The organism is Massilia oculi, from assembly GCF_003143515.1.
GTDB classification, from domain to species: domain Bacteria; phylum Pseudomonadota; class Gammaproteobacteria; order Burkholderiales; family Burkholderiaceae_D; genus Telluria; species Telluria oculi.
This window is the reverse complement of the sequence record NZ_CP029343.1, coordinates 212060-229641: the sequence shown is the minus strand read 5'-3', so window position 1 is coordinate 229641 and position 17582 is coordinate 212060. Positions and strand designations below refer to the sequence as shown.

The following is a 17582-nucleotide window of genomic DNA, read 5'->3' as shown; positions in this document are numbered from 1 at the left end:
GTCCGATGCACACGTATCCGATGAGTCCCTTGCAAGGCCAGATGATGGATCAACCGCTGCTGATCTCGGGCATTCTCGAGTTCGCGGCGCGCCATTACGGCGCTACCGAGATCGTTTCGCGCCGCGTCGAGGGCGACCTGCACCGTTATACGTATCGCGATTGCGCGCGTCGTGCGCGTCAGCTGGCCAACGCCCTTGGCGCGCTCGGCATCGGGATGGGCGAACGCATCGCGACCCTCGTCTGGAATGGCTACCGCCACCTGGAACTGTACTACGGCGTGTCGGGCTCGGGCGCGGTACTGCATACGATCAATCCGCGTCTGCATCCGGAGCAGATCGCCTACATCGTCAACCATGCCGACGACCGCGTGCTGTTCTTCGACCTGAGCTTCCTGCCGGCCATCGAGGCGATGGCGCGCCAGTGCAAGACCGTCAAGGCCTATGTCGCCCTGTGCGGGCGCGAGCACATGCCGCCGGCGGGGGCGATTCCCGGCCTGCTGTGCTATGAAGACCTGATGGACCAAGCATCCAGCGACTACGACTGGCCGCAGTTCGACGAGCGTTCGGCGGCGGCCCTGTGCTATACCTCGGGCACGACCGGCAACCCGAAGGGCGCCCTGTACTCGCACCGCTCGACCGTGCTCCACGCGTACGCCTCGGCGTTGCCGAACGCGCTGAACGTCTCGAGCGCCGATGTGGTGCTGCCGGTGGTGCCGATGTTCCATGTGAATGCCTGGGGGCTGCCGTATTCCGCGCTGCTGGCCGGCGCCAAGCTGGTATTCCCGGGGCCGGCGCTGGACGGCAAGTCGCTGTACGCGCTGTTCGAGGCCGAGGGCGTGACGTTGTCGGCCGGCGTGCCGACGGTCTGGCTGGGCCTGATCAACCACGTGCTGGCCAGCGACCTGCGTTTCTCGACCTTCCGCCGCACCGTGATCGGTGGCTCGGCCTGTCCGCCTGCCATGATGGACGCCCTGATCGACCGCCTGGGTGTGCAGGTGGTGCACGCCTGGGGCATGACGGAAATGTCGCCGCTCGGCACCGCCTGCACCCTGCAGGCCAGACACACGGCGATGCCGCGGGAGGCCCAGCGCGCCGTGCTGCGCAAGCAGGGGCACGCGATCTGCGGCGTCGACATGAAGATCGTCGACGACGACGGCGCGGAATTGCCATGGGATGGCGCCACCCATGGCCACTTGCTGGTCAAGGGACCGTGGGTGGTGTCCGGTTATTTCCGGGGCGAGGGTGGCGACGTGCTGCAGGACGGCTGGTTCCCGACCGGCGACGTGGCCACGATCGATGCCGACGGCTACCTGGCGATCACCGACCGCAGCAAGGACGTGATCAAGTCGGGTGGCGAGTGGATCGGCACGATCGACCTGGAGAACGTCGCGATGTCGCACCCGGCGGTGCTGCAGGCGGCCTGTATCGGCGTGCAGCATCCGAAGTGGGCCGAGCGGCCCTTGCTGGTGGTGGTGCGGCGGCCCGGCATGGAGGTCTCGCGCGAGGATCTGCTGGACTGGTTCGCCGGCAAGGTGGCCAAGTGGTGGACGCCGGACGACGTGGTGTTCGCCGAGAGCCTGCCGGTGGGCGGCACCGGCAAGATCCAGAAGAACAAGCTGCGCGAGGCGTATGCGGGGCATCGGTTGCCGACCGCCTGACGCCATGGAAGGTCGCGACGGCAAGCCGCGCCTCGGGCGTCAACAGGGCGCGGCGATGGGACACGGACAGGTAGACTGCTAACACTTTTGACAACTTTTTCTGACTGGATCTTCCCATGCGCCTGCTCATCGCCCTCATCCTCCCCTGGCTGACCTTCTTCACCATCGGCCGCCCGATCGCCGGCATCATTTGCCTGATCCTGCAAATCACGCTGGTCGGCTGGCTGCCGGCCGCGATCTGGGCCGTCTACGCCCTGAGCCAGTACAAGACCGACCAGAAGATCGAGCGCGCACGCCAGCAACGCGAGTTTTGACCGGGGCGGGCCGTTGCCTGAATAGTACGCTCGTGCATTTTCTACGGTATAGTGGACGGCTCAGCCAGCACCACCTACAAGGAGAAGCAGAGACATGAGCGCCGACTACCAGGTCCACGGCAGCGTTGCCGTCATCACCCTGAACAACCCGCCGGTCAATGGCCTGGGGCTCGCGACCCGCAGCGCCGCCGTGCAGGGCGTGCAGGCCGCCGAGAGCGATCCGGCGGTGAAGGCGATCGTGCTCACCGGCGCCGGCAAGGCATTCTCGGGCGGCGCCGACATCCGCGAATTCAATTCGCCGAAGGCGCTCACCGAGCCGACCCTGCATTCGCTGATCCGGGCGGTCGAGGGCTCCTCCAAGCCGGTCGTGGCGGCGATCCACAGCGTGGCCATGGGCGGCGGCCTGGAGCTGGCGCTGGGTTGCCACTACCGCGTGGCGCTGCCGGGCGCGCAGATCGCGCTGCCTGAAGTGAAGCTGGGCCTGATCCCCGGCGCCGGCGGCACCCAGCGCCTGCCGCGCCTGCTCGGCCTGGAAAAGGCGCTGGACATGATTGTTGGCGGCGTTCCGGTGCTGTCCGAAAAGCTGGCCGGCACGCCGCTGTTCGATGAGGTGTTCGAGGCGGACGCCGAGCTGCTGCCGGCCGCCATCGCCTACGCCGAGCGCATCGCCGACCTGCGTCCGTTGCCGAAGGTGCGCGACCGCGCGGTCGAGCATCCCGACGCCGCCGGCTTCCTGGCCACCGCACGGGCCCAGGTCGACGCCGCCGCTGGCCCGTTCCCGGCCCCGCGCGCCTGCGTGGAAGCGGTGGCCGCATCGGTGACGGCCGACTCGTTCGAGGACGGCCTGCGCTTCGAGCGCGAGCGCTTCATTCAGCTCACGACGACGAGCGAATCGAAGGCGTTGCGCCATGCCTTCTTCGCCGAGCGCTCGGCCGGCAAGGTGCCGGACGTGCCGGCAGATACGCCATTGCGCCGGATCGCGACCGCCGCAGTGGTCGGCGCCGGCACTATGGGCCGAGGCATCGCCATGAACTTCGCCAACGCCGGCATTCCGGTGACCATCCTCGAGACGAATCAGGACGCCCTGGACGGGGGGCTGGCCGCGATGCGCAAGATGTACGAGAGCAGCGTCAGCAAGGGCAAGCTGACAGCCGGGCAGTTTGAAGCGCGCATGGCGCTGGTCAGCGGCACGCTGTCGTATGACGCCATCGGCCAGGCCGATATCGTGGTCGAGGCGGTGTTCGAGGACATCGGCGTCAAGGAAGGCGTGTTCCGCGAGCTGGACAAGGTGATGAAGACGGGCGCGATCCTGGCCACCAACACCTCGACGCTCGACGTGAACCGGATCGCCGCCTTCACCGGGCGGGCGCAGGACGTGATCGGCCTGCATTTCTTCAGCCCGGCGCACGTGATGAAGCTGCTCGAGATCGTGCGCGGCGCGCAGACCGGCAAGGACGTGCTGGCTACCGCGCTGGCGCTCTCCAAAAAGCTCGGGAAGACCGGCGTGGTCTCCGGTGTGTGCGATGGCTTCATCGGCAACCGCATGCTGGAGCAGTACCTGCGCCAGGCGGTTTTCCTGCTGGAAGAAGGCGCGCTGCCGCAGCAGGTCGACCGCGCGATCGAGGCGTTCGGCTTCGCGATGGGACCGTTCCGCATGAGCGACCTGGCCGGCAACGATATCGGCTGGCATATCCGCAAGCGCCGCGCGCTGGAGTCGCCGGGCTTTACCTATTCGAAGCTGCCGGACCTGCTGTGCGAACAGGGACGTTTCGGGCAGAAGACCGGGGCCGGCTGGTACGACTACCGCGCGGGCGAGCGCGCGGCATTACCGTCGGATGCGGTCAACGATATGGTGGTGCGCCACTCGGCCGCCATCGGCGTGACGCGGCGCGCGGTTTCCGACGAGGAGATCGTCGAGCGCCTGGTGTATGCGCTGGTGAACGAAGGCGCGAAGATCGTGGAAGAGGGCATTGCGCTGCGCGCTTCCGACGTCGACATGGTCTACCTGAGCGGGTATGGTTTCCCCTTGCACCGGGGCGGGCCGATGCTTTACGCGGATAGCGTCGGATTGCCGAAGGTGCTGGCGGCGGTCGAAGGATTTGCCCGCGGGCGTCAAGGCGAGGCTTGGCAGCCGGCGCCGTTGCTGGCGCGGCTGGCGCCGCTCGGACAAGGCTTCAACGGCTAAGGATCGGAGCTGTCTTTTCATCGTTCGAAAAAAATGCCGCAGGCTGGCCAGCGGCATTTTTCGTCGAGCACCAGCTGCCTCAGTCGTTCGCGTAGATATTATTGTCCTTGGTCTCCCGCACGAACAAGGCGCCGATCACGAAGGTGGTGAGCGCGATGATGATCGGATACCACAGGCCATAATAGATATCGCCCTTGAACGCCACCAGCGCGAAGGCGGTCGTCGGCAGCAGCCCGCCGAACCAGCCATTCCCGATGTGATAGGGCAGCGACATCGAGGTATAGCGGATCCGGGTCGGGAACATCTCGACCAGCATCGCCGCGATCGGGCCGTACACCATGGTCACGTACAGCACCAGGATGAACAGCAACACCACCAGCATCGGCTTGTTAATCTGCGTCGGATCGGCCTTTTCCGGATAGCCTGCGGCCTTCAGCGCACCGTTGACCTCCGACTTGAGCGCCGCTTCGCTGGCCAGCGAAGCCTTGTCGAAGTTGAGGTTATCCGGCGTCATGACCGCGTTGAACGAGCGGAACTCGGTTTCGCCGATCTTGATCGTGGCGACCGTGCCGGGCGGCGCGTCGACGCGGTTATAGCTGACCGATGCCGCGGTCAGCATGCGGGTGGCGATGTCGCACGAGCTCGGGAATTTCTTGGTGCCGGTGGCGTCGATCTGGAAGCTGCAGGTGTCCGGATCGGCCACGACCACGACCGGTGCGGTCTGCAGCGCGGTTTCGAGCGCCGGGTTGCCGTAGTGCGTGATGGCCTTGAAGATCGGGAAGTAGGTGGCCGCGGCGATCACGCAGCCGCCCAGGATGATCCACTTGCGGCCGATCTTGTCGGACAGCGCGCCGAAGATGATGAAGAACGGCGTCGCCAGCAGCAGGGCGATGGCGATCAGGATGTTCGCGGTCGGATCGTCGATCTTGAGCGTCTTGGTCAGGAAGAACAGGGCGTAGAACTGGCCCGTATACCACACCACGGCCTGGCCCATCGTCAGGCCGAGCAGGGCCAGCAAGGCGACCTTGGCGTTCTTCGGCTTGAGGAAGGCTTCGGACAATGGCGCTTTCGAGGTCTTGCCCTCGGCCTTCATCTTGGCGAAGGCGGGCGACTCGTTCATCGACAGGCGGATCCAGACCGAAATGCCGAGCAGGATCACCGAGATCAGGAAGGGAATGCGCCAGCCCCAGGCCTGGAATTCCTCTTCGCCGGTCAGCGTGCGGGTGCCCAGGATGACCAGCAGCGACAGGAACAGGCCGATGGTGGCCGTGGTCTGGATAAAGGCCGTGAACAGGCCGCGCTTGCCGTGCGGCGCGTGCTCGGCCACGTAGGTGGCGGCGCCGCCGTATTCCCCGCCCAGGGCCAGGCCCTGCAGGATGCGCAAAGTGACGAGGATGATCGGGGCCGCGATGCCGATCTGGGCGTAGCTCGGCAGGATGCCGACCAGGAAGGTCGAGGCGCCCATCAGCAGGATGGTCACCAGGAAGGTGTACTTGCGGCCGATCATGTCGCCCAGGCGGCCGAATACCAGCGCGCCGAACGGGCGCACGATGAAGCCGGCGGCGAAGGCGAGCAGGGCGAAGATGAAGGTGGTGCTGGGGTCGCCGATGAAGAACTGCTTGGCGATGATGGAAGCGAGCGAACCGTAGAGATAGAAGTCGTACCATTCGAAAACGGTGCCGAGGGAAGAGGCGGCAATGACCTTGCGTTCTTCCTTGGTGAGTCCGGCGGAGGTGGGTGCAGCTTGTCCTCCGACAGTATTGCCGGGTGTGATAGCCATGGGTGTCTCCGTAATTAATTTTGTGTAACCGGAAAGGCTGATTGTTGGTCAGCTAACTCGACTGTGCGCCCGAAACCTTACGCGAATCTTGCATCATTCTTACACGCAGCTTACGAGGCGCTTCGCTTGCTCCGCCTTTCCGTGTCGGACTACTCCCTGTGCATAGGAAAGAATCCTCCTGGTTAGTCCCTGATATGAATTCGACATGTCATCGCGAACGGTCGTGCTGACGCTATGCTATGCTCGACCGGCTTCCCTCTCCGGCGACGGCAGGCAGGGCGATCACCCACCATGAATACAACAGGAAACAGAATGATCAAGCACATCGTGATGTGGAAACTGAAGGAACAGGCCGAAGGCGCGGATCGCGCCGCCAATGCGCGCGAGATGAAGCGCCGGCTGGACGAGTGCGCAGCCATCGTGCCGGGCATCCTTGCTTTTGAAGTGACCCTGGCCCAGCCCGACCTCGAGGCGACCTGCGACGTGGTGCTGTATTCCGAGTTCGCCGACCGCGCCGCGCTCGAGGCTTACATCAGGCACCCGACCCACCAGGCCGTCGTACCCTTCATCGGCGCGATCCGCGAAGGGCGCCAATGCATGGACTACGAGGTCTGAGCCTTCCATCACGCGAACCAGGAGAGCGCATGCGCACCACGCAGGAGCTGTTTTCACTCAAGGGCAAGACCGCCATCGTGACCGGTGGCTCGCGCGGCCTCGGCCTGCAGATGGCGCAGGCGCTCGGCGAACAGGGGGCGCGCCTGATCATCGCGTCGCGCAAGCAGGATGAACTCGACGCCACCGTGGCCCAGCTGCACGCGCTCGGCATCGAGGCGAGCTGCTTCGCGGGCGACCTGTCCGACCCTGCCCAGGCGCAGGCGCTGGTTGAACAGGCGATCGCGCGCCTCGGGCACGTCGACATCCTGATCAACAACGCGGGCGCCACCTGGGGCGCGCCGGCCGAGGACTATCCGCTCGAGGCATGGGACAAGGTGATGAACCTGAACGTGCGCTCGATCTTCCTGGTGTCGCAGGCGGTCGGCAAGCTGTCGATGATCCCGCGCCGCTACGGACGCATCGTCAATATCTCGTCGATCGCCGGCCTGGCCGGCAACCCGCCCGATGCGATGCAGACGCTGGCGTACAACACGTCCAAGGGCGCAGTGGTAAATTTCACGCGTACGCTTGCCGGCGAGTGGGGACGCTACGGCATCACGGTCAACTCGATCGCGCCCGGCTTCTTCCCGTCGAAGATGACGAAGGGTGTGCTCGCCACCTATGGCGTCGATGGGCTGGCGGCCGCCGCGCCGCTCAAGCGGCTGGGCGACGACGAAGACCTGAAAGGCGCCGTGGTGCTGTTCGCTTCGGATGCGGGCAAGCACATCACCGGACAGGTGCTGGCGGTGGATGGCGGGGTGACGGCGGTCTAGCTTGGGGAGGGCAGCGATGGACGAGTTTCACGGAAAGGTTGCGGTCATCACGGGCGCCGCCAGCGGCATGGGGCGAGAATTCGCCAACCTGGCCGCCAGCCTGGGCATGAAGCTGGTGCTGGCCGACGTCCAGCCCAGGGCCCTCGAAAAGGCGGCGGATGACCTGGCGAAGCAGACCGAGGTGCTGGCCATGGTGTGTGACGTGCGCAAGGGCGAGCACGTGCAGGAACTGGCCGATTCGGCGATGGCGCGTTTCGGCGCGGTGCATCTGGTGTTCAACAATGCCGGCGTGGGGGCAGGCGGCCTGGTGTGGGAGAACTCCGAGGAAGACTGGGAGTGGGTGCTGGGTGTCAACCTGTGGGGCGTGATCCACGGCGTGCGCGTGTTCACGCGCGCGATGCTCGAGTGCGCGGCGCAGGACCCGGGCTATCGCGGCTGGATCGTCAACACCGCCTCGATGGCGGGGTTGCTCAATTCGCCGGCGCTGGGCATCTACAATGTGTCCAAGCATGCCGTGGTGTCGCTGACCGAAACCCTGTACCACGACCTCAAGCTGGTCGATGCGCCGATCGGCGCCTCGGTGCTGTGCCCGTACTTCATCCCGACCGCGATCGCGCAATCGCACCGCCACCGGCCGGACGAATTGCGCACCGACGAAATCATGACCGCGAGCCAGATGGCGGCGCAGGCGCTCACCGAAAAGGCGGTCGGGTCAGGCAAGGTGTCGGCGGCGGACGTGGCGCGACTGACCTTCGACGCGATCCGCCAGGAGCGTTTCTATGTGTTCTCGCACCCTCAGGCGCTGGGTGCGGTGGCCGAGCGCATGGATGCGCTGGTGCATGCACGGCAGCCCGCGGATCCGTATGCGGCGACGCCGCATTTGAAGGAGATTCTCAAGGCCGGCATGAAGGGGCGACGGTAAGTACCCGGGTTCCCGCCCTCGCCGGGCGCCTTGGCGGGAACCAGGCTCGCCCGCGTCATCGCAACGTCGAATCACGCCGCGGCGACGACCCCCGGCTGCACCACCCGCTCGTGCAGCTCCGGCGCCGCATCCCGGTACAGCTTGACCACGGTCGAGGTGCGCGTGCCATATTCCGGCGACTCGATGCACACCGGCGACAGCATGCGCTCCATTTCGATCGGCACGCCGGTCTCGGGCAGCCGCACGTCCGGCGCGCGCGTGGTATCGGCCAGCATCTCGAAATACGCGTCCTCGGGCGCCCCCTGGCACAGCAGGCTCGCGAACTGCGCCTTGGTACGCAGCACCTTGGGCCAGGGCGTGTCGAGCAGGCCGTTGGAGATGCCGTAGATGCGGCCGCGGGCCAAAGGCTGGCCATTGCGCGGATCTTCCTTGCCGCGGTTCGAGTACCAGTACAGGGTCTCGCGGTCGCCCAGCACCAGGTTGTAGCCGTTGTACAGGTCGGGGCGCGCCGCCAGTTGGGCCACATAGGCCGCCGCATCGAGCTCGCCGCGCAGGTAGTCGGCCACGAGCGCGCCGCGCGACGGCGCGTCCGTCCGGCGTTCTTGTGGTCCGCGGATATTCGTCAGCGCCGCGAAGCGCGGTCCGGTGGGGCCGGTGACCGAGACGCCCATCCAGCTGCCGCCGCCGCGCAGGTCGCGGCCCGCGATCACGTGCGGCGCATGTGGCCAGGGGCCGGCGGGCAGGGCGGGGCGGTCATAGAATTCGTCGCGGTTGGCTGCCGCGATGACTGGCGCGCCGGGAACGACGTGCCAGGCGAAGACGATCAGGCACATGGCGGCAAGTCCGTGAAAATTTCGATCCGGCGCGGACCGGCGAGCAGGGCGTCGATGCCGGCGTCAAGCACCGCCTGCGCCAGGACGGCGTCGAAAGCGTCGGTCACGCCCGGATAGACTTCCATCCAGGTCTGCAGTCCGTCCCTGTCTTCGGGACGGCGCTTGAGCGCTACCCGCACGCCCGCGTCCTGCGCCAGGCGGCGACCCATGGCGTGCACCAGTGGCGCCAGCTTGCCGGCGTCTGCGCTGCGCACCTTGTAGTAGACGTAGAGGTCGACCATCGCTAGTCGTCGATCGCGTCGAGGCTGTATGGCATGGGCAGGAAGCGCAGCGGCGCGCCGGCGGCCGAGCCCAGGTGCACTTCTTCGCCCAGCGCCGCCAGTTTGATCTCGACCAGCGCATCGGCGCCGCCGCGTCCGTTCGGCGCGGCGTTGACCACCATGCCGCAGGGTTGATCGGGGTCCGCGGCCGAGAAGACTTCGTCGCCGGCGCGGGCGGCAGCATGCTCGATGCCGGCCAGTGCGGTGCGGCGCTTGATCTTGCCCAGGTATTTGGTGCGCGCGACGATTTCCTGGCCCGGATAGCAGCCCTTCTTGAAATTGACGCCGCCCAGCAGCTCGAGGTTGACCATCTGCGGCACGAACTGTTCCTGCGTGGCCGCGTCCACCTGCGGCTCGCCGGCGTGGATCGTGGCCAGGCGCCAGGCCTGGTTGCCGCCCAGGGCCAGTTCTTCCTTCAACACCGGCAGGGCGGCGCTGGCGCTTTCGCTCGATGCGATCCACAGATAGCGTGGCGCGCCGAAGGCGTCGTGCAGGCGCAGCACGGTGCCGAACTCACCGCTAGTCTTGCCCATCGGTGCAGTCGGGAGCATATTGACGAAGCGCCCCAGCGCCGCCTGCGCCTTCGCGCCGCCAAGGCCGAGTACGGCCGTGAACGGGGCTTCGTCGGTGGCGTCGCGCAGCTTGGCTTTGCTGCGCAGCACAAACATCGACAGGCGTTTTTGCAGCGGCGCCTGGATCGCGCGCGGCAGCTGCAAATATACCGCGTCAAGGTCGCGCCACATCAAGAAGCTCGCCTGCAGGCGGCCTTTCGGCGTGCAGAATCCAGCGAAGCGGGCCTCGGTCTGCTGCAGGTGCTCGACGTCGTTGGTGAGCTGGGCGTGCAGGAATTTCGCGGCTTCTTCGCCGGCGACGGCGATCAGGCCCTGGTCGGTGACGGTGGCGACAAAACCGGCCGCGAGCGCGTCAGTATCCAGGGGCTGGCCGAAGTCCTCGACCTGGGTGGCTTCGTCGGGATGGAAGCGGGCGCCGTGCGTGGCGAGGTGATCAGTCCAGTTACTCATGAAATTCCGAAATATTTTGGCAATTAGGCTTTATCATTACGGCCTCATTATAGAGTTGTCGGGGAAATCGCGCCGGGAGCGCCGCAATCCGCATTTGCATCCGTGTCTGAACCCGCACACACCACATGGCAATCATAAAAAAATTACTCGTTATCGGCGTCGTGGTCACGGTGGCAGCCGCGGGCGGATTCTCCTGGTGGGCCAAGCACTCGCTCACGACCGGCGGTGAGCCGATCGAATTCACGATCAATCCCGGCAGCGGCGTGGCGTCGAGCGCGCAGCAGATGGTGGCGGCCGGCGTACCGATCAACCCGACCATGTTCGCACTGCTGGCGCGCCTGACGGGCGACGCCGCCCGCATCAAGGCCGGCAGCTATGAACTCAAACCCGGTACCAGTCCACGCCGCCTGCTGACGCAGCTGGTGCGCGGCGAGTTCGCGCAGGAAGCGATCGTCATCATCGAAGGCTGGACCTTCCGCCAGATGCGGCAGGCGATCGGGTCGCACGACCGCCTCAAGCACGACACGGTCAAATTGACCGACCAGGAATTGATGGGCAAGATATCGACCGAATTCAAGGACCCGGAAGGCCTGTTCTTCCCGGACACCTATCTGTTCGCCAAGGGCTCGTCGGAAATCGAGATCTACCGGCGCGCGCACCAGGCCATGCTGGATCACCTGAATGCGGCCTGGGAAAAGCGTAACAAGGCGCTGCCGTACAAGACGCCGTACGAGGCCCTGATCATGGCCTCGATCGTCGAAAAGGAAACGGGCCAGAAGAGCGAGCGCAACATGATCGCCGGCGTGTTCGTCAATCGCCTGCGCACCGGCATGCTGCTGCAGACCGACCCGACCGTCATCTACGGCATGGGCGAAGCCTATGCGGGCCAGATCCGCAAGAAGGACCTGCTGACCGATACCCCTTACAATACCTATACGCGCGGCGGGCTGCCGCCGACGCCGATCGCGCTGCCCGGTTTGCAGTCGCTGAACGCGGCGCTCGCGCCGGCCGAGACCCCGGCGCTGTATTTCGTGGCGCGCGGCGATGGCACCAGCCACTTCTCGGACAACCTGCTGGACCATAACCGGGCGGTCAACCGTTTCCAGCGTGGCATCACCAACGGCCCGCTCACCGAATCCCACTAACAGAAGCAAGGCAGCACATGCAGGGCAAGTTCATTACATTCGAAGGCATCGACGGGGCCGGCAAATCGACCCACATCGGCTTCGTCACCGATTACCTGGCATCGCGCGGCAAGCAGATTGTCTCGTCGCGCGAACCGGGCGGCACCCCGCTCGGCGAAAAGCTGCGCGACTTGCTGTTGCACGAAAAGATGCACCTGGAAACCGAGGCATTGCTGATGTTCGCCAGCCGGCGCGAGCACATCGCACAAGTGATCGCGCCCAATCTGGCTGCGGGCAAGTGGGTGCTGTCCGACCGTTTCACCGATGCCAGCTTCGCCTATCAGAGCGGCGGCCGCGGCCTGCCGCGCGCCAAGATGGAAGCGCTGGAGGCCTGGGTGCATCCCGAGCTGCAACCCGACCTGACCTTGCTGTTCGACGTGCCGCTCGAGGTGGCGCGCCAGCGCCTGGACGCGACGCGCACGCTCGATAAGTTCGAGCGCGAGCAGGCCGACTTCTTCGCGAAATGCCGCGCCGAATACCTGCGCCGCGCGGAGCAATTCCCCGGGCGTTTCGTCGTGGTCGACTCGACCGGGAGCATTGCCGATATCCAGGCCAGCCTGGCCCACGTTCTGGAGAAACTGCTGTGACGATGTACCCGTGGCAAGGGGCTGCCTGGTCCCAGCTGCAGCAGATGCGCGCGCGCATGCCGCACGCGATCCTGTTCCATGGCCCGGCCGGCACCGGCAAGGCCGGTTTCATCGAGACCTTCGCCCAGGCCCTGCTGTGCGAGAACCCGCAGCCCGACGGCCACGCCTGCGGCGCCTGCGCGTCCTGCGGCTGGTTCGTGCAGCACAACCATCCGGATTACCGCCGCGTGCGGCCCGAGGCGCTCGAAGACGACTTGCCGGCCGAGGGCGAGGAGGGCGAGGCGGGCGGCAAGTCGAAGTCGGCCAAGGCGCCATCGAAAGAGATCAAGATCGAGCAGATCCGCAACTTGTCGGACTTCATGAACATCTCGACCCACCGCCAGGGCTTGCGGGTAGTGGTGCTGTATCCGGCCGAGGCGTTGAACATGCCGGCCTCGAATGCGCTGCTCAAGACCCTGGAGGAACCGCCGCCGGGAACCGTGTTCCTGCTGTCGTCCAACAGCCTCGACCGTCTGTTGCCGACGATCCTGTCGCGCTGCCGCAAGTTCGCGCTGCCGACGCCGTCGCACGACGAGGCCCTGGCCTGGCTCAAGGAGCAGGGCGTGCCGGACGCCGACAGCTGGCTGCGCGAGCAGGGAGGCGCCCCGCTGGCGGCCCTGGCCGAGTCGACCAACGGCAGCCGCGACGATATGGAGGCGCTGCTGCAATTCCTGGCGCGGCCGGCGCCGGATTCTGAGCTGCGCGCCGCCGAGAAGCTGGCCAAGGCCGAGCTGCCGGCCCTGGTGTCGTGGACCCAGCGCTGGCTGTACGATGTGTTTTCGTACAAGTTGTCTGGCAATATCCGCTACTACCCGCGCTACCGGAAGGAGCTGGCGGCGCTGGCCGGCCGCGTCCAGACGCCGGGCCTTCTACGGGTCATCAAGGCGGTGAACGAGCGCCGTGCTGTGGCGGATCATCCTTTGTCGGCAAAATTGTTTGTCGAAGATATGCTGCTTGAGTACACTGCGTGCTGCACATGAAAGGACCACGATGAGCGTCACCCAGCCAGAGACGAACGCAGCCCAGGCCCCGCGGCCTTCGGTGCTGTCGCTGGCGATCAAGGAAAAGGCGGCGCTGTACGCGGCCTACATGCCGTTCCTGAAGAACGGCGGCATGTTCGTGCCCACCAACAAACCTTACAAGATCGGCGACGAGATCTACCTGATCCTGGCGCTGATGGACGATCCGAACAAATACCCGATCGCCGGCACCGTGGCCTGGATCACCCCGAGCGGCGCCAATAACAACAAGGCGCAAGGCATCGGCGTGCACTTCCCGGCCGACGAGGCCGGACAGCGCGCCAAGGCCCGGATCGAAGAGATCCTCGGCGCGGCGCTGCGGTCGTCGCGCGCCACCCATACCCTGTAACCACCACCTCCGTTTCATGCCATCCTACGTCCATCGCCTGGCCCGACGCGACGACCTGCCGGTCATCGTCGACATCTACAATTCCACCATCGCTTCGCGCGAAGTCACTGCCGACACCGAACCTATTACGGTCGAGTCGCGCGTGGGCTGGTTCAATGACCATACACCCGATCGGCGTCCGCTGTGGGTGATCCACGATGCCGAGGACAAGCGCGAGCATCCCGACGTGCTGGGCTGGCTGTCGTACTCGAACTTCTATGGCCGTCCGGCTTATTCGGGCACAGCCGAGGTGTCGATCTATATCGCCGAAAGCGCGCGTGGCAAGGGTCTGGGGCGCTACTGCCTGGAACTCGCGATGGCGTTCGCGCCCGAGGTCAAGGTGCATACCTTGCTGGGCTTTATCTTTGGCCACAACCAGCCTAGCCTGGCGCTGTTCCGCAAGTATGGCTTTGAGACCTGGGCTAATTTCCCGCGCGTGGCCAACCTCGACGGGATCGAGCGCGACCTGATCATTCTGGGCAAGCGCGTCGGAGACTGATGTAGAAAGAGCGGGATACATCCCGCTCTTTTTTCTTTGGGCCGTTACAACGCCGTGGCAGCGCGGCCTGGCGCTATTTCAGCAATCACTTCGGCTTGTAGGAAACGCGACCCGATAACGCAATCGTGCCGGCGCCGGTGGACAGGTCTTCGGTGCCGCTCAAATAGCCGCCGCCGGTTGCGCGAGCATAGGTGCCGGAGCCGCCGGTGATGGTGAAGGTGCCGCCGTTCATGACGTAGGCAGTGCCTGCGCCGGTAGGAAGGAACTGGCCGCCATAGTTGGCGAAGATCTGGTCGCCGTTCGGAAACAGCAGGATGAACTTGCCGTTACTGAAGGTGAATGTCGTGCCAGACTGGGCGAAGCAATCCCCACCGACGAACGCGACTGGCGTTCCTTCGGCCGTCTCACCGTGGCCAGCGAGCTTGCCGCCGAGGGTGGACGCACATTGCGGCGCGGGACCGACTTTTTCAGTGAATACGCCTTTGACTTCAAGCGCCCTGACCACGGTCGGGCCGGCCGAGGCCGAGTACGAAGCGGCCATCAGGACCAGGCTGGACAGGAGGCGGATTGAAACACTCGTCATTGCAAAATTTCCTTGGCTGTTAAAAAAATGATATGGCACATACTAAGTTAAGCGACGAATTTTGTTGCGCGCACGATTCAATCTTTTTACGTTGTTGTAATTTATTCACGGATACGCATCCGTCGTTCAGTGTCTGCCACCGGATTCCAGCGCGCGCGCGCCGCCGGTTTGCCACATTGCGAACGCTACCCCGGAGGGAGATTGACGTTTCTGTCCGGTAAGTGGCCCGCATGGCACTCCCCGCCGCCTGCCTTTACAATGGCGGGATGTATATCGATTCCCATTGCCACATCAATTTCCCGGAACTGGCAGCCCGCATGCCCGAAGTCCTGGCCAGGATGGCCGAGAACAAGGTGACGCACGCCCTGTGCGTGTCGGTCGACCTGCCGGACTTCCCGCAGGTGCTCGCCCTGGCCGAGCAGCATCCCCATATCTTCGCCTCGGTCGGCGTCCATCCCGACTATGAAGACACGCCGGAGCCGACCGTGCAGCAACTGGTCGAGCTGGCCAACCACCCGAAGATCGTCGCCATCGGCGAAACCGGCCTGGACTATTACCGTCTCGAAGGCGACCTGGAATGGCAGCGCGAGCGCTTCCGTGTCCACATCCGCGCCTCGCGCGAAACCCGCAAGCCCCTGATCATCCACACGCGCGCCGCCAGCGACGACACGATCCGCCTGATGAAGGAAGAGGGCGCCGGCACGGACGCCGGTGGCGTGGCCGGCGTCATGCACTGCTTCACCGAATCGCTGGCCGTGGCCCAAGCCGCCATGGCCCAGGGCTTCTATATCTCGTTCTCGGGCATCGTCACGTTCAAGAGCGCCAAGGAACTGCAGGCGGTGGCGCAAGCCGTGCCGCTCGAGCGCATGCTGATCGAGACCGATTCGCCGTATCTCGCGCCGGTGCCGTTCCGCGGCAGGATGAACGAGCCGGGCTATGTAGCCCACGTGGCGGAGTACATCGCCACGCTCAAGGGCGTCTCGCTGCGCGAGGTTGCCGACCGCACCAGCGAGAATTTCTTCAACTTGTTCCAGACCGCCAGGAGCTGACACGTGCCGATCCGCCGCTTGCTTGCCACCAGTTTGCTGTTCGCCGCAGTCGCCGGCGCCCACGCGGCCCTACCGCCAACACCCCAGCAGGTGACGTCCTTCTTCCGCGCCGTGCAGATGGATGACGCGGGTACGGTGCGCAAGATGGTCGGCGCGGTCGTCAATGCCAACGAGCTCAATCCCCTGGGCGGCGAGCCGGCCCTGGTGCTGGCGATCCGCGAAGGCGCGCGCGAGGTGATCCTCGAGCTGCTGCGCCACCCGGGCACCGACCTCGAGCGCAAGGCGGTCAACGGCAATACGGCGCTGATGATGGCCGCCTTCAAGCGCGATGAAGAGGTCGTCCGCGCGCTGCTGAAAAAAGGGGCCAAGGTCAACCAGCCGGGCTGGACCGCGCTGCACTATGCCGCCGCCAGCGGCGACGACAAGATCGCGCAATTGCTGATCGATCACGGCGCCCAGCTCGACGCCGTGTCGCCGCGACCCAGCGGCGCCTTCACGCCGTTGATGATGGCGGCGCGCGAAGGGAAGGACACGACGGCGCGGCTGCTGGTCGCCCGCGGCGCCAACACCGCGCTGAAGAATACGGAAGGCCACACCGCAGCCCGGATCGCCAAGCAGGCGGGACGCGACGAACTGGCCAGGGAACTCACTGCGGCTGCCCGCTGATCCTTCCCGCGTGACAATTCGAACCTGAATTGGACGGTAAAACGCGCTTAGCTCGACCAATTACGTGAAGGCAATGGTATCCATAATGTGTCTACGGTTTAACGACCACCGACCAACAAGGATACCCATGCTCAACGAACGCGAAATCGAAAGCTGCTACCTGGGGCAGTTCATTCCAGTCCACTACCATCACAATATGCTGATGGACCAGAACCGGATGCACAGCTTCAAGAATGCCATCCACTATTCCGTGTTCCCCGGCGCGAAAGTGCTGGAGCTGGGCGGCGGCACCGGCGTCCTGTCCTTCTTCGCGGCCCAGAGCGCCTCGAAAGTGTATTGCGTCGAGTTCAACCCGGACATGGTGCAGGAAGCGCGCCGCTTCCTGGCGATGAACCCCAATGGCCACAAGGTCGAGGTGGTGCACGCCGACGCCTTCGACTACCTGCCGCCGGAGCCGGTCGACGTCGTCATCTGCGAGATGATCCACGTGGGCATGCTGCGCGAAAAGCAGGTCGAGGTGATCGAATCGTTCAAGCGCCGTTACCTGGCCAAGTTCGGCGGCCCGCTGCCGCTGTTCATGCCGGAAGCGGTGATCATGGCGGCCCAGCCGATCCAGCAGGCGTATGACTTCGACGGCTTCTACGCCCCGATCGTCCAGTTCCAGGAAACCGGCGTGGTACAGCCAGGCACGGTCGAGCTGGCCCAGCCCGCCGTGTACGGCATCCTGGACTTCAGCCAGCCGGTCGACAGCCTGATCGCCTGGGAAGGCTCGATGGTGGTGGAGCAGGGCGGCACCCTGAACGCGATGCGTTTCGTGACCAAGAACGTGCTGGCCATCGTGCAGGAGCAGGCGACCACGATCGACTGGCTCAATCACTACATGACCCTGCCGCTGTACCGTCCGGTCGAGGTCAAGGCCGGCGACCTGCTGCGCATCTCCTTCGCCTATCGCGCCGGTGGCTCGATCCCGTCGCTGCAGGCGTCGATCCAGGTCGAGGTCGTGACCGAGCAGGCGGCCGCCGCGGCGCACGCGCCGGCGGTCGAGGAAGCCGCCAGCTTCGCCTGATGCGGCAACCATGGGCGGGCCTGGCGGCCCGCTCATCCTTT

Annotated in this window: 19 protein-coding genes; 14 read left to right on the top strand and 5 right to left on the bottom strand. The window is 65.3% G+C overall.

Annotated features, from left to right (window positions below; genetic code table 11):
- Window positions 1-5: 5 nt before the first annotated feature.
- From DIR46_RS01005 to DIR46_RS00995, 3 genes are all read left to right on the top strand, one after another.
- Window positions 6-1658, top strand: a complete 1653-nt coding sequence (locus tag DIR46_RS01005; protein WP_109343582.1) for a 3-(methylthio)propionyl-CoA ligase — start codon at window positions 6-8, stop codon at window positions 1656-1658.
- Between the two features lie 116 nt (window positions 1659-1774).
- A complete protein-coding gene (locus DIR46_RS01000) occupies window positions 1775-1972 on the top strand; it encodes a YqaE/Pmp3 family membrane protein (protein WP_109343581.1) in 198 nt (65 codons plus the stop codon).
- 94 nt (window positions 1973-2066) lie between these two features.
- Window positions 2067-4157 (top strand): 3-hydroxyacyl-CoA dehydrogenase NAD-binding domain-containing protein, encoded by a 2091-nt coding sequence (locus DIR46_RS00995; RefSeq protein WP_109343580.1) that lies wholly within the window; start codon window positions 2067-2069, stop codon window positions 4155-4157.
- Between the two features lie 79 nt (window positions 4158-4236).
- On the opposite strand, the gene DIR46_RS00990 is transcribed toward DIR46_RS00995, so the two are convergent.
- A complete protein-coding gene (locus DIR46_RS00990; protein WP_109343579.1) occupies window positions 4237-5937 on the bottom strand; it encodes an MFS transporter in 1701 nt (566 codons plus the stop codon).
- A gap of 312 nt (window positions 5938-6249) precedes the next feature.
- Here DIR46_RS00990 and DIR46_RS00985 point away from each other — a divergent pair, with 312 nt between their 5' ends.
- Genes DIR46_RS00985 through DIR46_RS00975 form a run of 3 tightly spaced genes read left to right on the top strand, consistent with a single transcriptional unit; the run spans window position 6250 to window position 8286 of the window.
- Window positions 6250-6552 (top strand): Dabb family protein, encoded by a 303-nt coding sequence (locus DIR46_RS00985; protein ID WP_109343578.1) that lies wholly within the window; start codon window positions 6250-6252, stop codon window positions 6550-6552.
- Between the two features lie 29 nt (window positions 6553-6581).
- Window positions 6582-7364, top strand: coding sequence for an SDR family oxidoreductase (locus tag DIR46_RS00980; protein ID WP_109343577.1), 783 nt, complete (start codon window positions 6582-6584; stop codon window positions 7362-7364).
- A gap of 16 nt (window positions 7365-7380) precedes the next feature.
- Window positions 7381-8286: an SDR family oxidoreductase gene (locus DIR46_RS00975; protein WP_109343576.1), complete on the top strand. Its 906-nt coding sequence runs from the start codon at window positions 7381-7383 to the stop codon at window positions 8284-8286.
- 71 nt (window positions 8287-8357) lie between these two features.
- On the opposite strand, the gene DIR46_RS00970 is transcribed toward DIR46_RS00975, so the two are convergent.
- Genes DIR46_RS00970 through ygfZ form a run of 3 tightly spaced genes read right to left on the bottom strand, consistent with a single transcriptional unit; the run spans window position 8358 to window position 10461 of the window.
- Entirely contained in the window at window positions 8358-9119 is a 762-nt protein-coding gene (locus DIR46_RS00970; RefSeq protein ID WP_109343575.1) for an NRDE family protein, read from the bottom strand.
- A complete protein-coding gene (locus DIR46_RS00965) occupies window positions 9110-9400 on the bottom strand; it encodes a DUF4936 family protein (RefSeq protein WP_109343574.1) in 291 nt (96 codons plus the stop codon). The genes DIR46_RS00970 and DIR46_RS00965 overlap by 10 nt, the downstream gene beginning before the upstream one ends.
- Before the next feature lie 2 nt (window positions 9401-9402).
- Complete coding sequence (gene ygfZ / locus DIR46_RS00960; RefSeq protein WP_109343573.1) at window positions 9403-10461, bottom strand: CAF17-like 4Fe-4S cluster assembly/insertion protein YgfZ; 1059 nt, start codon at window positions 10459-10461, stop codon at window positions 9403-9405.
- Window positions 10462-10586: 125 nt separating this feature from the next.
- On the opposite strand from ygfZ, the gene mltG reads away from it, so the two are divergent.
- From mltG to DIR46_RS00935, 5 genes are read left to right on the top strand one after another with little or no spacing between them, the layout of a single operon-like run.
- Window positions 10587-11606: an endolytic transglycosylase MltG gene (gene mltG / locus DIR46_RS00955; RefSeq protein WP_109343572.1), complete on the top strand. Its 1020-nt coding sequence runs from the start codon at window positions 10587-10589 to the stop codon at window positions 11604-11606.
- A 17-nt stretch (window positions 11607-11623) separates the two neighbouring features.
- Window positions 11624-12232 (top strand): dTMP kinase, encoded by a 609-nt coding sequence (tmk, locus tag DIR46_RS00950; protein WP_109343571.1) that lies wholly within the window; start codon window positions 11624-11626, stop codon window positions 12230-12232.
- Window positions 12233-12234: 2 nt separating this feature from the next.
- Complete coding sequence (locus tag DIR46_RS00945) at window positions 12235-13251, top strand: DNA polymerase III subunit delta' (protein WP_205289126.1); 1017 nt, start codon at window positions 12235-12237, stop codon at window positions 13249-13251.
- A 10-nt stretch (window positions 13252-13261) separates the two neighbouring features.
- A complete protein-coding gene (locus DIR46_RS00940; RefSeq protein ID WP_071362970.1) occupies window positions 13262-13639 on the top strand; it encodes a PilZ domain-containing protein in 378 nt (125 codons plus the stop codon).
- A gap of 16 nt (window positions 13640-13655) precedes the next feature.
- Window positions 13656-14177: a GNAT family N-acetyltransferase gene (locus DIR46_RS00935; protein ID WP_109343569.1), complete on the top strand. Its 522-nt coding sequence runs from the start codon at window positions 13656-13658 to the stop codon at window positions 14175-14177.
- A gap of 85 nt (window positions 14178-14262) precedes the next feature.
- Here DIR46_RS00935 and DIR46_RS00930 read toward each other — a convergent pair whose 3' ends face one another.
- Window positions 14263-14760 (bottom strand): hypothetical protein, encoded by a 498-nt coding sequence (locus DIR46_RS00930; RefSeq protein WP_109343568.1) that lies wholly within the window; start codon window positions 14758-14760, stop codon window positions 14263-14265.
- Window positions 14761-15026: 266 nt separating this feature from the next.
- On the opposite strand from DIR46_RS00930, the gene DIR46_RS00925 reads away from it, so the two are divergent.
- The 3 genes from DIR46_RS00925 to DIR46_RS00915 all read left to right on the top strand — a co-directional run bounded on the left by DIR46_RS00925 (window position 15027) and on the right by DIR46_RS00915 (window position 17541).
- Window positions 15027-15809, top strand: a complete 783-nt coding sequence (locus DIR46_RS00925) for a TatD family hydrolase (RefSeq protein ID WP_109343567.1) — start codon at window positions 15027-15029, stop codon at window positions 15807-15809.
- Between the two features lie 3 nt (window positions 15810-15812).
- A complete protein-coding gene (locus tag DIR46_RS00920; RefSeq protein WP_109343566.1) occupies window positions 15813-16475 on the top strand; it encodes an ankyrin repeat domain-containing protein in 663 nt (220 codons plus the stop codon).
- Window positions 16476-16602: 127 nt separating this feature from the next.
- A complete protein-coding gene (locus DIR46_RS00915; RefSeq protein WP_109343565.1) occupies window positions 16603-17541 on the top strand; it encodes a class I SAM-dependent methyltransferase in 939 nt (312 codons plus the stop codon).
- Window positions 17542-17582: the final 41 nt, after the last annotated feature.